The sequence below is a fragment of the Nocardia sp. NPDC004260 genome (assembly GCF_053603155.1).
The window spans coordinates 34,387-46,919 of the sequence record NZ_JBSGEZ010000060.1 but is presented as its reverse complement, the minus strand read 5'-3'; the positions used below and the strand labels follow the sequence as shown (position 1 = coordinate 46,919).

General features: G+C 65.1%; 27 protein-coding genes. 9 read left to right on the top strand and 18 right to left on the bottom strand.

The window, feature by feature from the left end; translation table 11 throughout:
• From ACWEO7_RS28735 to ACWEO7_RS28680, 12 genes are all read right to left on the bottom strand, one after another.
• On the bottom strand, positions 1 to 371 hold a 371-nt coding region (locus ACWEO7_RS28735; protein ID WP_452427808.1), incomplete at its 3' end, for a hypothetical protein.
• On the bottom strand, positions 368 to 520 hold the full coding sequence (locus tag ACWEO7_RS28730) for a hypothetical protein (protein WP_452427806.1): 153 nt from the start codon (positions 518 to 520) through the stop codon (positions 368 to 370). The genes ACWEO7_RS28730 and ACWEO7_RS28735, both read right to left, overlap by 4 nt.
• Positions 520 to 741, bottom strand: a complete 222-nt coding sequence (locus tag ACWEO7_RS28725) for a hypothetical protein (protein ID WP_452427804.1) — start codon at positions 739 to 741, stop codon at positions 520 to 522. The genes ACWEO7_RS28730 and ACWEO7_RS28725 overlap by 1 nt, the downstream gene beginning before the upstream one ends.
• On the bottom strand, positions 728 to 1,114 hold the full coding sequence (locus tag ACWEO7_RS28720; RefSeq protein WP_452427803.1) for a hypothetical protein: 387 nt from the start codon (positions 1,112 to 1,114) through the stop codon (positions 728 to 730). Before ACWEO7_RS28720 ends, ACWEO7_RS28725 begins: the two co-directional genes overlap by 14 nt.
• Positions 1,115 to 1,292: 178 nt before the next feature.
• Complete coding sequence (locus ACWEO7_RS28715; protein WP_452427801.1) at positions 1,293 to 1,541, bottom strand: hypothetical protein; 249 nt, start codon at positions 1,539 to 1,541, stop codon at positions 1,293 to 1,295.
• Entirely contained in the window at positions 1,538 to 1,732 is a 195-nt protein-coding gene (locus ACWEO7_RS28710) for a hypothetical protein (RefSeq protein WP_452427799.1), read from the bottom strand. Before ACWEO7_RS28710 ends, ACWEO7_RS28715 begins: the two co-directional genes overlap by 4 nt.
• 72 nt (positions 1,733 to 1,804) lie before the next feature.
• Positions 1,805 to 2,485, bottom strand: a complete 681-nt coding sequence (locus ACWEO7_RS28705; protein WP_452427797.1) for a hypothetical protein — start codon at positions 2,483 to 2,485, stop codon at positions 1,805 to 1,807.
• 88 nt (positions 2,486 to 2,573) lie between these two features.
• A complete protein-coding gene (locus tag ACWEO7_RS28700) occupies positions 2,574 to 2,795 on the bottom strand; it encodes a hypothetical protein (RefSeq protein ID WP_452427795.1) in 222 nt (73 codons plus the stop codon).
• Positions 2,792 to 3,115, bottom strand: a complete 324-nt coding sequence (locus ACWEO7_RS28695) for a hypothetical protein (protein ID WP_452427793.1) — start codon at positions 3,113 to 3,115, stop codon at positions 2,792 to 2,794. Before ACWEO7_RS28695 ends, ACWEO7_RS28700 begins: the two co-directional genes overlap by 4 nt.
• Positions 3,112 to 4,011 (bottom strand): hypothetical protein, encoded by a 900-nt coding sequence (locus ACWEO7_RS28690; RefSeq protein ID WP_452427791.1) that lies wholly within the window; start codon positions 4,009 to 4,011, stop codon positions 3,112 to 3,114. The genes ACWEO7_RS28695 and ACWEO7_RS28690 overlap by 4 nt, the downstream gene beginning before the upstream one ends.
• Positions 4,008 to 4,262, bottom strand: a complete 255-nt coding sequence (locus ACWEO7_RS28685) for a helix-turn-helix domain-containing protein (protein WP_452427789.1) — start codon at positions 4,260 to 4,262, stop codon at positions 4,008 to 4,010. Before ACWEO7_RS28685 ends, ACWEO7_RS28690 begins: the two co-directional genes overlap by 4 nt.
• Entirely contained in the window at positions 4,259 to 4,474 is a 216-nt protein-coding gene (locus ACWEO7_RS28680; protein WP_452427787.1) for a helix-turn-helix domain-containing protein, read from the bottom strand. Before ACWEO7_RS28680 ends, ACWEO7_RS28685 begins: the two co-directional genes overlap by 4 nt.
• 128 nt (positions 4,475 to 4,602) lie before the next feature.
• On the opposite strand from ACWEO7_RS28680, the gene ACWEO7_RS28675 reads away from it, so the two are divergent.
• Positions 4,603 to 4,857, top strand: a complete 255-nt coding sequence (locus ACWEO7_RS28675) for a helix-turn-helix domain-containing protein (RefSeq protein WP_452427785.1) — start codon at positions 4,603 to 4,605, stop codon at positions 4,855 to 4,857.
• Positions 4,858 to 5,259: 402 nt separating this feature from the next.
• On the opposite strand, the gene ACWEO7_RS28670 is transcribed toward ACWEO7_RS28675, so the two are convergent.
• On the bottom strand, positions 5,260 to 6,435 hold the full coding sequence (locus tag ACWEO7_RS28670; protein WP_452427783.1) for a tyrosine-type recombinase/integrase: 1,176 nt from the start codon (positions 6,433 to 6,435) through the stop codon (positions 5,260 to 5,262).
• 291 nt (positions 6,436 to 6,726) lie between these two features.
• On the opposite strand from ACWEO7_RS28670, the gene ACWEO7_RS28665 reads away from it, so the two are divergent.
• Both ACWEO7_RS28665 and ACWEO7_RS28660 read left to right on the top strand, forming a co-directional pair.
• Entirely contained in the window at positions 6,727 to 7,059 is a 333-nt protein-coding gene (locus tag ACWEO7_RS28665) for a hypothetical protein (protein WP_452427781.1), read from the top strand.
• A complete protein-coding gene (locus ACWEO7_RS28660; RefSeq protein WP_452427780.1) occupies positions 7,056 to 7,349 on the top strand; it encodes a hypothetical protein in 294 nt (97 codons plus the stop codon). Before ACWEO7_RS28665 ends, ACWEO7_RS28660 begins: the two co-directional genes overlap by 4 nt.
• A 207-nt stretch (positions 7,350 to 7,556) precedes the next feature.
• On the opposite strand, the gene ACWEO7_RS28655 is transcribed toward ACWEO7_RS28660, so the two are convergent.
• Positions 7,557 to 7,703 carry a hypothetical protein gene (locus ACWEO7_RS28655; RefSeq protein WP_452427778.1) on the bottom strand — a complete coding sequence of 49 codons (147 nt, stop codon included), beginning with the start codon at positions 7,701 to 7,703 and terminating at the stop codon, positions 7,557 to 7,559.
• Positions 7,704 to 7,812: 109 nt separating this feature from the next.
• Between ACWEO7_RS28655 and ACWEO7_RS28650 the strand changes: the two genes are divergently transcribed.
• The 5 genes from ACWEO7_RS28650 (at position 7,813) to ACWEO7_RS28630 (ending at position 9,640) form a co-directional block, all read left to right on the top strand.
• Positions 7,813 to 8,430: a helix-turn-helix domain-containing protein gene (locus ACWEO7_RS28650; protein WP_452427776.1), complete on the top strand. Its 618-nt coding sequence runs from the start codon at positions 7,813 to 7,815 to the stop codon at positions 8,428 to 8,430.
• A gap of 265 nt (positions 8,431 to 8,695) precedes the next feature.
• A complete protein-coding gene (locus ACWEO7_RS28645) occupies positions 8,696 to 8,893 on the top strand; it encodes a hypothetical protein (RefSeq protein ID WP_452427774.1) in 198 nt (65 codons plus the stop codon).
• A complete protein-coding gene (locus tag ACWEO7_RS28640; protein ID WP_452427772.1) occupies positions 8,883 to 9,050 on the top strand; it encodes a hypothetical protein in 168 nt (55 codons plus the stop codon). Before ACWEO7_RS28645 ends, ACWEO7_RS28640 begins: the two co-directional genes overlap by 11 nt.
• Positions 9,047 to 9,355 carry a hypothetical protein gene (locus tag ACWEO7_RS28635; protein WP_452427771.1) on the top strand — a complete coding sequence of 103 codons (309 nt, stop codon included), beginning with the start codon at positions 9,047 to 9,049 and terminating at the stop codon, positions 9,353 to 9,355. The genes ACWEO7_RS28640 and ACWEO7_RS28635 overlap by 4 nt, the downstream gene beginning before the upstream one ends.
• A gap of 156 nt (positions 9,356 to 9,511) precedes the next feature.
• A complete protein-coding gene (locus ACWEO7_RS28630; RefSeq protein WP_452427769.1) occupies positions 9,512 to 9,640 on the top strand; it encodes a hypothetical protein in 129 nt (42 codons plus the stop codon).
• 150 nt (positions 9,641 to 9,790) lie between these two features.
• Here ACWEO7_RS28630 and ACWEO7_RS28625 read toward each other — a convergent pair whose 3' ends face one another.
• Genes ACWEO7_RS28625 through ACWEO7_RS28615 form a run of 3 tightly spaced genes read right to left on the bottom strand, consistent with a single transcriptional unit; the run spans position 9,791 to position 11,708 of the window.
• The gene (locus ACWEO7_RS28625; protein WP_452427767.1) at positions 9,791 to 10,165 is read right to left on the bottom strand and encodes a hypothetical protein; all 375 of its coding nucleotides are present in this window, start codon (positions 10,163 to 10,165) and stop codon (positions 9,791 to 9,793) included.
• Positions 10,158 to 10,538, bottom strand: a complete 381-nt coding sequence (locus ACWEO7_RS28620) for a hypothetical protein (RefSeq protein ID WP_452427765.1) — start codon at positions 10,536 to 10,538, stop codon at positions 10,158 to 10,160. The genes ACWEO7_RS28625 and ACWEO7_RS28620 overlap by 8 nt, the downstream gene beginning before the upstream one ends.
• 36 nt (positions 10,539 to 10,574) lie before the next feature.
• Positions 10,575 to 11,708, bottom strand: a complete 1,134-nt coding sequence (locus tag ACWEO7_RS28615) for an alpha/beta hydrolase family protein (protein WP_452427763.1) — start codon at positions 11,706 to 11,708, stop codon at positions 10,575 to 10,577.
• 165 nt (positions 11,709 to 11,873) lie between these two features.
• Here ACWEO7_RS28615 and ACWEO7_RS28610 point away from each other — a divergent pair, with 165 nt between their 5' ends.
• Positions 11,874 to 12,116: a hypothetical protein gene (locus tag ACWEO7_RS28610; protein WP_452427761.1), complete on the top strand. Its 243-nt coding sequence runs from the start codon at positions 11,874 to 11,876 to the stop codon at positions 12,114 to 12,116.
• On the opposite strand, the gene ACWEO7_RS28605 is transcribed toward ACWEO7_RS28610, so the two are convergent.
• Positions 12,113 to 12,532 carry a hypothetical protein gene (locus ACWEO7_RS28605; RefSeq protein ID WP_452427759.1) on the bottom strand — a complete coding sequence of 140 codons (420 nt, stop codon included), beginning with the start codon at positions 12,530 to 12,532 and terminating at the stop codon, positions 12,113 to 12,115. The genes ACWEO7_RS28610 and ACWEO7_RS28605 overlap by 4 nt on opposite strands.
• Between the last annotated feature and the right edge of the window lies 1 nt (position 12,533).

Genomic DNA, 12,533 nt, shown 5'->3' with positions numbered 1-12,533 from the left:
CAGCGTTCGCACTCGCCAGGATTCTGTCCCCGCTTCCTCGACGGTGCGGTGCGCACGTAGTTACGTCGGGGCTTGGTCGCCTCCTCCGCACGCCGCGTGCAGGGCCGGCACAGGCCGTCGCGGCCCATCATCTTGTGCCCCGCGATACTTTTCCGGGACATCGGGGCGTCGCACTCCGTGCAGTGCGTGTTCTTCGGTGCTGGCTTGTCCGGTGTCAAGCCGAGCATGTCCAGGAACGTCCGCAGCTCGTCGGCGTTCTCGGCGTAGTGGGCGGCGGTGCGCCGCGCCAGCGCCTGCTCCTGCGGTTTGTTCGGCTTCAACTCCCCGACGCCGCCGCGGGAGTTGACGATCAACTGGTTGGTGTCGGTCACGGCTTCTTCTTCCCTTCGCTGGCGCGCCTCGCATCGCGGTAGCGGCAGGTGCGCTCCATCTCCTGCCAGGACGAGAACAGGAAGGCGCGGGCGATGGCGTTCAGCTCCTCCTCCGTCGCGACCTGCTTGTTCGCGAATTTGACGGCCATCAGTACGACACCCCCGTCTGCTCGTCGACCCACTGGTCATGTCCGCGGTCCCACGCTGCGGTGTCGTCGAACTCCTCGGGCTCCTCCGCAGCTCGCTCGAACATCTCGGCGTGACAGGTCGCGCACAGACAGCCGGGCTTGTGGACGGTGGCACGGGTGCGGAACCCTGTGCGGTCCTGAGTGGCCTGGACGCGCTGGAACCACTTCTCAGGCACGGTCATCACCCCCGAGATCCATGGCCTCGGCCACGGTGTCGAGCAGGGAGGTGGGTTCGATGGCATCCAGCCAGCGGGACGGCTCGGCCGCCAACGCCAGCTCATGCACCGGAAGCTCTACGGTCTCGGCCAGTTCCAGACCGGTGCGGAACTTCCCGCACCAGCAGCATCCGTGCTTGTGCACCGCAGCGGCGAAGGCGCAATGCACACCGCTAGCCACGTCCGGGTCAGGGCTCGACGTCAGATCGCCGTACTCGTCCTCGATCACCTGGTGTCCGGTCTCCGCCCACTCGTACACATCGGCCGGGCAGGAGGTGGGGATCTGGTTGAGGTGGGCAGCGATAGCGCGGCGGCGGGCGCGGGAGTCAGCGGAGGTCATCGGGTCTCCCCCTTGTTGTGGTGTTGGTCTGCTTCCCACTGATCCGGTGTCTTCCACTCCGCCCACCGGGCCACGGCAGCGGAGGTGGTGAGGTCGTCAGCGGACAGACCGCGATGCAGCGCGGACGAGAAAGCGGCAGCGAACCGCTCAGCGATGTGAGGGTGAGAAAGGTGCAGGTTCATGCGACGGCCTGCGCTTCCGGCCAACCCAGAACGATTGCCCGCAGATCCCAGCCGATCTCCCACAACCGGGAACCCTCCGGCGAATTCGCCAGCAAGGACTGGAGATACCGCAGCCGCTCCTGATCGGAGATCAGCGCGAAGGTCCTACCCACCTCCCACTCCACCGACCCCGTCGGCGAGATCAGGAGACGACCGACATACCGGAGGATCTCGTCCAGACGCAGCGAATACTCGTAAGGGGTCACGACTTCACCGCCGGGGAAACCGTCGGCCACACGCGGCGACCGATTATGAACGGCAACGAATCCTGCGGGTCCTCGTCGAACACGGTGATCAAGAACTCGCGCACCTCGACATCGGTGTGCTCGTCGATCCACATGGCGAGTTGGGTCAGTTCGGCCAGGAGTGCCTGGCACTCTGCGGAATGCTTGACCATTGCGGTAGACTTCTTTCTTGTTCTGTGGAGTTGGTGGTCGTCGGAGTGGGGCTCCGGCGGCCATTTCCCTTGTCAGGGGAAGTTGGAAGCACCCTCGGCGGCGTCACGTGACGACCGTTCGGCCGCCGAGGGTGCAGCCTCACCACCGGGGCCGGAGCCAGCCGGGGATGAGGACGGATTCAGGGCGTCGAAGGCGATGCAGTAGCTGCACCACTCCGCCCAGCCGATAGGCAGATCAGGGCACGAGAACGCCGCGTCGCCGTTAGAGCACGGGTGATCAGCGATCTGGAACAGCGCGTCGTACCGGCGGCGCACCGCAACCGCCTCCTCGTCGGGCACGTCCCGGCGGGGCGCGGCAAGGGGTCCGCTGCCATCACCGCCGGGACGCCCGCCCTCGGCAGCAGGCAGGGGTGTTACCGCGCCGAGGGAGTCGGAAGACTTCGCATTCGCTCGCCGCAGAACCTCCTGCGCGACCTCCACCGGCACGCTCTCCCGCAGCGCGCGAGCATCGGCACCGCCGAGCGAAGACTGCTCGATCAACTGACCGATCCGCGTGCCCGGACAGTCCTTGGCGGAGTGGCCCTGACGGAACGACTTCGAGCGCACCAACGGGTGATGCGGGCAGTCCGGGTCGGCCAGGCCGGGATCGACCAACCCACACGGCTCCTGCGGGCACAGGCAGGCGTCCTCGATCGCAGTGCCGGACCAGGCGCGACCAGCGTGCGCGCCGAAGGGCTTACGCTCGGTGCTCACTTCCGCCTCCCCCGGGCCGCATACTGCTGGAGAAGGGAAAGGGGGAACGCCAAGAGGGCGCCGACGAAAATGGGAGTCAGGAGAGCGATCACGACACACCGCCCTTGAGCCCGGTCAGCGTGATGACGCCGTCGTTGTAGCCGAAGTACGCGCCCCATGCCTGCCGGGCCATGCCCTTGTCGCGCGTGAACCAGACCGGCTGGAACTTCTCGTCCCAGAAGACGGTCAGCGGCTGGCGGGGGCGATGCGGGCGACGCACCTTCATGCGCGGGAAGAACGTGCGGACGCGGGGCTTCTGGCCGTGGCTCATCGGACGTGCTCCTGTCCGTCCTCCGGCCACACGATCTCCGCCGAACGCTGGATGATGGCCTTCGCGCCATAGGACTCGATGAGCTGCTTCAGCTTCCGAGCCGACGAACGGGACTTGAACTCCTTGTCCGTCTTCGGCCAGAAGAAAGCGGCACCGGTGTCACGGCCGAACCTCTCGATCCACTCGGGGTCCGGGTCCCAACCTTCGGGCGCCCAGTCGGGATCGGGGTAGAGGTATTCCGGGTTGTACCTCGACGGGGCAAGCGCGCCCTTCGGGTACTCCACGATCTGGACGCGGTACAGGAATCCGCCGGTAGTCATGCCAACTCCCCCACCGTTCGGCCGCCCTCGATCACGAAGAGGCCAGTGGTGATTTCGTTCGCGGTCAGCCCTTCGGCGGCGAGTTGGTCACGCAGCGCCAACTCCCACTCGCCCGGCCGGACCCGCGTGTTCTCACGGCGCGAACCAGCACGGTCCTGCACGCCATGCAGGTAGAAGAACCTCTTGCCCTTGTACGACGGGTGGCGGTGCTGCGACCCATCCCGGTACGTGCCCGCCCGAGGCCCGGACTCGCGAAGCGTTCCCTTGCCGCGCTGGTCGATCAGGTAGCCCTTCGCGTACAGGTGCTCCATGAACACGGTCTCTGTGATCGCCGAGAAGTACTTCTTGTGGAACTCCCGCAAGCCCAAACCCTCTCCGGCTTCGATGGCGCGCTTGAACTTCTCGCCAGCCTCCGCGCGGGCGTTGGCCTCCAGGACGCGGCGCTCGGCATCGACGAGAGCGAGGGCGTACTCCAGGCCAGACAACGGCTCGACGTTCATCGACCGGACGGCCTGCTCGGAGTCGAGGAGGTAGCTGCGAAGTCGGCGTGCGGGAACCGAGTCCCGCAACAGCATCCCGACGTTCAGGACAGTGCGGCGAGTGAACAGGGCCAAGGCTGCCGATCGGGGGTCCAGGGAACTGGTGGACAGGATGTCCCTCAGTTCCGGACCACGCACGATGCGGAATCCGTTCGACTCCAACTCGTCACGGTTGCGCTGGGCGAGCTTCTTGATGACCTCGACGTCGACCTGGAAGAAGGTCGCGACCATCTCCGTCGTGACGTGCGTGTCATCGGGCAGGGTGCGCAGCACGCCGACCTTGTCGAGGACGTCGGTCCGGTCGGCCAGGGCGTCACGCTCGGCGCGAGCGGAGGCCAGGGTCAGGTCGGTGCTCACCGCGCACCCCCGCGAGACTCCAGGTAGCGGCGGCTGCGGCGGCTCAACCCGGAGGGGTCCGGCTTGGCCGCGACCACCGGCACGGCCATCAGGTCGATGGCGGCTTCGATGTCCTGTTCGGCGAGCTTCCAGAACCGGCCCGCCTTGCGGCCGGGAAGCTTGCGGGCGCGGAGCTGCTTGACCAGCCAGTCTTCGGTGACACCGAGGGCTTCGGCGGCTTCGGCTGGCGAGTAGAGGCGGGGGGCGGTCACGCGGCCACCCCCGACACCAGGTCCTCGGGACGAACTCCGACAGCCTTAGCGATAAGTCCCAGCTCCTGGAGCTTCCAGGGGCCGGTGCTCATGCGCCGGAGAAGAGTGTGTTTGCGGATTCCGGTCCTGGCGGCTAGCTCGTCGAGGTTGACACCAGCTACGCTCATGGCACGCAGGACGTTCTGCGTAGCCGCCTTGTCGAGCTGTTCCATAATGAACAGATTACGCTCGACTATGAACTGTGGCAACCCCGAAGTGAACTGAATCTATTCAGAGTTCGCAAGGTTGCATCTCGCGCGAAAGCTTGCGCTAGCTCAGATCGGAACGGAAAATGTTCCGCATGGATAACGAGACCCTCGCCCAGGCCGTCAACACGGCCGTAGGGAACGAGCTTCGGGGACTGCGCGCCAAGCGCGGCATGTCCCGCGAGAAGCTCAAAGAGATCACCGGATTGGGCCTCAGTACGATCCAGCGCTTCGAGAACGGCGAGAGGTCCCCCGACCTCAATCAGCTCGCCCTGATCCTGAAGGCACTAGAGATGCCCGCCAAAGAGTTCGTGACCCTAGCGTTCCGAGACGTCGAAGGATTCGAATAACGACACCGGATCAACCCCTAATCGCACCGCCCCGACGTACAAGTCGCATAGGGTCTCGTGACCGCGACGCACGCGTTGGGACGCCCCCTTGCCGATCTTGCCCTCAAGAGCCGAGTCGCTGAGAGACCGCAGCGTTCGCGATAGCTCTTGAGGGCTTCGAATGTTGCGCCTTGTTGCCTGGGATAGCTCGGTCTTGCACTGTGCATCACACACGGTCCACACCCTTCCGCCCTACTCCGCCCGTAGAACGCTGCATACGAGCGGTTTCGAGATTCCCGCCGATGAGAAGACCGATCTTAGTGTTCACCGAACCGTGATGCATCATTCTTCTGGAGATAACGGCCAGTTATTGTCCAATCTGCAACCAAAGATCTTGCAAAGGGGATGGATACCAAACGGTCTCTAGTCGGAGCCCCGAACCGTCGTGCGCACCAACGCCTTCGAAACCGCCGTCGAAGCCCGCTTGCCCGACCTGCGGTCGAGGTGCCCGTAGACGTCCACGGTGGTGGTGATCTTCTCGTGCCCGAGATGCCCCTGCACGTCCGTCAACTCGGCACCGTTGTTGATCATCCACGACGCGCAGGTGTGCCGAAGGTCGTGCGGGCGCGGCCGTTTCCCGATCTGTTCGGCCACCTTCTCCAGCGTCGGGCGCCAGCACTTGTTGTGGAACAGCTGGCTGGAGATTCGACCGCCGGACTGCGTGGGGAACAGCAGCTCACCACTCGCCCGGCCATCCAACCCGAGGACGTCGATCGTCTCGCGCGGCACGTTGATCGTCCGGGTGCCCTTCCGGGTCTTGGTGTTGCCGAGCAGCTGCTCGTTCGTGCCGGTGTACTTCCATGCTCGCGCGACACGGCAGGTCCAGCTCGAATCCCCGCCGTGGACATGTTCCTTCAGGTCGCGCACGTGCAGCGCCGTGCACTCCGAGTACCGAACCCCCGTGGTCACGAGGAAGAACACCATCGGTTTCCACCGTTTCGGCACAGCGTCGTACAGGACGTCGAACTCCTCGGGCTCGAGAAACGTCGGCTCGTACATCCGCGGCGGAAGGTTGGTGTCATCGCACGGATTGAACGGCAGCAGCCGGCGCTTCACCGCCACCCGGAGGCACGCGGACAGGAAGCCGTGCTTGTTGGCGATCGTCTTGCCGCTGTCGCCGTCGGCTTCCATGTCGTTGACCCAGTCCTGGACGACGCTGTTCTGGTCCGCGTCTGCCGCACACAGGGCCGACAACGGCAGGTCTCCCATGTACGGGCCGATGTCGTTGCGCATGTACGCCCGGTATCGGTTCCTGGTGGCGTTCTGGATGCCCGTGAGCGACTTGATGTAGGTTTCGGCGAAGTCGTCGTTCAGGGTCACGACCTTGACCTGCTTGGCGGTTTTCTCGGCCGCGAGGATCTTGCGCGCCTGCTCCGGCCCGACCTTGTCGAGGATCTTCTGCCACGAGAGCGCGGCGGCATGGTCATCGAATGTGACGCTTGCCTGAACCTTGCGCTGCTCGTCTGGGTCATACTCCCGGAAGAGGACCTGGACGGCGACGGTGCCATCCTTGCGAGTGTTGACGCGGATACTGGACATGCTGGCGCTCCGTTCGGAGTCGTTCAGCACCTCTCGATTCCCCCGATGAACCGTGCAGGTGTTGATACGTACTGTTGATGGCTACTCAAGTGAGATAGCATCATAGCCGTGACCTGCACGTTCGTGGTGGAGCTAAGGGGACTCGAACCCCTTGAAATTCCCTGCGTTTCCGCCCCTGACCTGCGGGTTAACGAATCCTGGGGAACTTCTCGCAAACCCTTGCGACCTGGCGTTTCCCGTTCAGGTGTTGATGGCATCAACACATATCAACGAACCTCATCGGAGCCATCCATGCGAATCCGCATCGCTGCCGCCCTCTCGGCACTCGCCTTCACTGCCACCGGCCTCGGCTGGTCGGCCACCGCTCACGCCGCCCCCTGGCCCGGCTGGACCGACGGCCAGCAGATGGAGGTCCACCTCCTCCTCGGCGGCGTCAACAGGGAGTTCCAGCCCGACATCATCGCCTCCGCCCACGGCGCGTGCGACGTCCTGCGCGCCGACGGCAAGTCCGCCGCCCTCGACTACCTCGGCGGCCGGGGCTACTTCGAGGGCTACCAGCGTGGGTTCGCCCTCGGGGTGATGGTGGATGTGACGTGCCCGGACATGCTCGGTGTGATCCGGTGAAGAACCCAGACCGCTACTACGGCATGTGCCCGACCCAGCTGGAGGGACGGGCTGCCGACGGGCGTCCCTTCTACTTCCGCGCCCGCCACAACTCATGGGTGCTCCGCGTCGGTGCGCCCACCGACCCTGATGACTACTTGGGCTGGCATAGCCACGCCGAAGTGATCGCGGAGGGCGACGATCCTACCGGCGGCTGCATGGACCCCGAGGAAGTGGACAGGCTGGTAACCGCCCACCTCGGCGAGGGGTGGTCCTCCCCGTACGACGACCCCGAGGTGATCTCAGCATGAGATCCGTGGTAATCCGGTTCGACGTACCGGAGGAGTGCAGGAGGCACATGCCTCACGAACTGGAGTTGCTGGCCGACTTCATGGAGCCGCTGGAGAAGTGGCTGTCCGAGCGCGGCGGTGGCGTGTCCTACTCCAACACGCTGTGACCGGCGTAACGCAAAGGAGCCGCCCCGGACGAGATGTCCGGGGCGTCTTTCTTGTGTTCGCTCAGCGCTGGCGCGGCTCGACGTCCACCTTCAGCGGGGCGGGTCCGGTGAGCCGCAGCGGCTCCCGCCTCGGCGTTTCCGGGTCTTCGCGGTCCTCGCGGGCGCCGATCGTCAACCGGTACGGGACGGGCGGTATCTGTCGGACCATGCGGTCATCGTACGACTTCCCGCATTCCTTGGCGGGACGATGACATATTCGGCATCATCGTGCCATGCACACACACGAGGTAATCAAGACACGGCGTTCGGTGCTGGGGATGAGCCAGCCCGAACTTGCCGACGCGGCAGGAATCTCTCAACGACAGCTCGCCCGCTACGAGGACGCCGCCAATCCGACACAGCCACCGTTGGATGTGGCCGACCGGTTGGCCGCAGCGCTGGGCATCTCACTTCTGACCCTGGCCGGTCACGGGGTGCCAGCACTCGACCTGTCAGGTACATGGTACTCGGCGTGGCAGACATGGATGGATGACATCGAGCGTGTCGAGATGGAACGTCTCACGATCCGCCAGGACGGCGAATTCGTCCGCATCCTCGGCGAATCCGACCCCGACCACACCGACACCGGCTCCTACAGCTGGGTGGGTGAAGCGCGACTCATCCGCAACCGGAGCGTGTGCGGCTGGTACGCGGCCACCGACGAGGGCATCAGCTCCTGCGGAACCATTCAGTTGGTGTTCAACACCCACGGCTCCGTCGCTCTCGGCACGTGGTCGGGTCTATCCCACGACGGGATCAGCGAGCGCGGATGGGGCGCGATGGCATCCACCGAGGCGCTGGCCCGCGCGGCGTTGGCCGCGATCAGGGACACGCAGGGGACGTTGAAGACGTTCCCCGACCTGGCTGAGCTGGAGTTCGGCAACTCGCAGGAGTGAAATTCCGCGAAACCCATGACAAGACCATGCCGGATGTGTCATTGTCATGACGTCGCCACATGCGGCATTCGCCCCGGCGTCGGGTGGCCCCCCGACTCTCCCGACGCCGGGCGCCTCAACTCCACAACACAACACGCCTGGGGGTACTCCGGATGCCCGTCCTCATCTCCATCGCCGTCGGCCTACTGCTTGCCGCGATGATCGTCTGCTACGCCGAAGCCTTGGTCCGGCCCGAGCCGCGACCCCGTCACGACAAGGCCGTCCGGTGACCACGCTCGCCGACGTCGAACTGTGGCGTCACGCCCACCGCCACTGCCACCGCGACGGGACCTTCCGCTCGATCGCCGAAGCCCGCTTCGTCTCCAACGTCCACAGCGGCCACGGCCCCACCTGCCTTCAGTACCTCGCCGCGCACGCCTACAGCAGCCTCGGCTCGGAGGACGGACTCGACTATGCCGAGTAAGCGACCTGTCCCCTCCGAATGCAACGACACCTCCGTCGACTGGCTGATCGACGACGAGTGGATTCAGGGGATTCTGAAGATCCACGAAGCGTGCGACCCGCCGTGCAAGCGCAAACAGATCGCCTTGGACTACCAGCGGCAGGGGAGCCAGCGGTGAAAGCGATCGCCTACCTGCGCAGCGACCTGTCCGGCTCCCGCCTCGATGACGACGAGAAGGCGATCGACCGCTACGCCCGACTCCACGGCTACACGCTGGTGAAGACACTGCGGCTGCGGCGCGGCGCGGCCGACCCGGCGCTGCGGCTGATCAACGCCGTGCGAAGCCACGACGCCGTCGCTGTCCTGGTGCCGCAGCTGTCGCACCTGGCATCCACCCGCTGCCACATCACCGAGGTGTGCGCGCTGGTCTCCGTCACCCCAGAGAAGACGTGGCCGCGCGGACATAGGTGGAAGACAACGTGAGCCGCATCGAGGCATTGGCGGTCATCTTCGGCGGCGGTGGCTTCTCGCTGGCGCTGGGCGCGGCTGTGGGTTGGTTCATGGCGCGCAAGTGATGAGGACTTCCCCGGCAAACGTCGGGGGATGCAAGGAGATACACCCGAATTCGAAGGAGAGCGCGTGGAGGAGAAGATCCCCGGCCCGGATGGCCCCGCCAGCGACAACTGGAATGTCGACCCCCGCGGGAAGGAAGCCCCCCGGAAGCGGATCATCACCGAGGACCCACGGATCGTCCGCGCCGTGGACTGAGCGTCACCCCTGATCTTCGCCGTGTAAACACCGCAGGCACGGTGGAGGACCGCCCCCGAACCCAACGTTCTGGTTCGGGGGCGGTTTCGTGTCCGGACATGACGAAAGCGCCCCGACCACCAGGCCGGGGCGCTTCACATTCAGAGGGAGCTACGTCCGCGCCAGCTCGCGTTCGATGTCCATCGTGGAGATCGTCTGCCGAGCCTGGTCCATCCAGCTGCGATCGTTGGCGGCGATAGCGGACGCCACCGCCATACCCACCGTTGTGTTGGTGTGCGCCTTCAACCCCTCGGGTGCATCCGGGGCATTCGCTCGCCACGTCATGAACCGGAACGTGTGCTCGTCGGGGTAGTAGATCGCCATGTGGCCACCATCGGGGAAGTTGTCGGCCATGATCTCCAACACCTCCCCCAACGCGTCGGTCTCCAGACAGACCACGGTCTTGTCGGCCTTGAGTACGCCGCGCCTGGTCAGGCGTTGGAACACCTTCGCCGCGGTCGTGCGCGCTTCGCGATTCTCACTCATTGGCCCACCTCCTCGCGAGCGACTCCCAGTTGGCCTGTATCCAGTCATACTGTAGGTCATATTCCCGGTCCACGAGCTCCTCATCGCCTGCATTGAGCTCACAGATGACCGCTCTGTCAGCTTGCCTGTTCAGGTGGTCAGAACGTCGCAGGCGGTGTCTGTGGAGTTGGCCGTGGCAGCAGTCGATCGACTCGACCTCGAACCTGTCATCCCCGGCAGTTGCCCACACCGACATGGAGAAGTCGCGGATCTGTCCTCGGTAGGTGGCATATCGGACGACAAGCTCGACACGCCATTTCTCGTAATCACCGAGCTTGAAGGCGAAGGCCTGCTCATCGAGTGCCGATTTCGGCTGCGGCACGTAGTTCCCCACGGCCGAGAATCTTCCCACACTGCGCCGATGGTGTACTCAGAATGTGGTGACCTCCGGCCAGTTCGGGTCGGTCCCGTCCAGCAGGGTTGTAGGGATTCCCTTGATGTACTGGTCGAGGAACACGCGCGTGAACGTGGTGTGGATCGCCATCGCCCGAGACGGGTTGATGGATCCGTTCAAGCTGGCGGTCTGCACGGTCAGCAAGCCCACGTCGGTGAACGCGTAGTGCTTCGTCCCGGCCACCTCGAGCATGTGCAGCGGGCCGTGGTTGGTGGTGCGGTAGGTCGCCCACGACGGATGCTCACCGCCGACGAGGTAGTTGTCGCCGAGGTCGATATCCCCGGACAGCAGCATCACCGGCACCTGCACGCCGTTGTTCTGGGCGTGGTTCTCGGTGCCGTCGTAGCCTGCGGTGCCGTCCAGGACCGCGACCGCCTTCACCCGCGAATCGTGGTACGCCTGCTCCAACGCCGTGCAGCCGCCGTAGGAGTGGCCGACGCACGCGACCTTCGACAGGTCGGCCTGGTTGCCGATCCCGTTGGGGAGGGAGCCGAGCTGGTTGATGACGAAGTTCACGTCACCCATGCGGGCCGTGAGCACCTTCTGCCACTGATTGCTGACGGCACCGCCGTTCTGGGTGACCACACCCGTGGACAGCTCCGTCACGATCGACTCGTATGTGTGCGACAGGGTCAGCACGAGGTAGCCGTGAGACGCTAGCTCCTGCGCAAGGATTGAGGCGTGGTTGCCGGGGATGCCGAACCCGGGCGAGAACACCACCACCGGCAGGGCGCCGAGATCCGTGGACACCACGGCATCCTTCACCGCGCGGGTATCGCGCGCCCGGATGTTGCCGTACATGGTGGTGTTCGGGTTCACGTTGCCGAAGAATCCGCCGCAGGTGACGGCACCAGTCCAAAACGACTTGCTGCACCCCGCGTTCTCCAGTCCATTGACGAGGTTCAGCGCCATCGTCTCGTCGTAGCTGTCCACGTTCGACAGGTACCGCGCCACCGCACCAGTGGAGGGTGTGGGATACCAGGCGGTGACGCTGACCTTCCGTTGGCCCGAGCCCGTGATCGGGTCCGTCCGCGACGTATCGGTGAGGAACAGCCGGCGGTTGCCGACGCCGTGGGGGCCGGTCATCGCGGGCAGGAGGGTTGCGGCCACGAGGGCACCTCTCTTCAATTTGCACATTGTGAGGACGGTTTTCCGTGTTTCTCTGACGCGCGGCCGTGGTGGGGTGCAAGATGATCCGCGCGCGGACCACGTCGGGGGACGCAGCCACAGGGGTTTGGCGCCGGGCCGCGCACGACATCGAGGGATGACGAATCCATGAAGAGGCTTGCGCGCACAGCATTTGCCGTTGGGATCGCCGCGGTCGGGGTCCTGCTCGCGTCAGGAACCGCCAGCGCCTACGAGACGGGCGTGATCATCGGCCGCGACCAATGCGAACAAGTCGCCCGCCAGTACAGGGACATGGGGTATTCGGCGCGCTGCAACCACATCCACGGCGAGCGGTACTACGTGTATTACGAGAAGTCGAACCGGCCATCGACGGGCAGCTTCGGCAGTTAGGTCACGCGCACGTAGGTGCCGGTGCCCGAGGTGACCGACCCGAAGTTGGCTTGGGTCGAGATGGCCTCGACGGTGATGTTGTCGCCGGCGGCGACTGTCTGTCCGGTCGCTACGGCGGTCGAGGTCCCTGAGGTACCGGTGACGCCGGTTCCGGTCGCGATCACCGTGGCGCCGTTCTTGATGCGGACGGTCACTGTCATGGACAGGCTGCCCGTCCATGGGATGTTCGCGGTGATCGTCGCCGACGAAGACGCGGCCTGCACCACCAAGCCGTCAGTGACGACAGTGCTGCCGGGATAGTTGGTGGTGTCGGCGGTCCAGCTGGTGATCTTGGTGTAGCTGCCCTGGATCGCGAAGGTGCCGTTCTTGGTCATCCCCGACGGCAGGAACGATGCGAGTGCTCGAAGGACGAACATG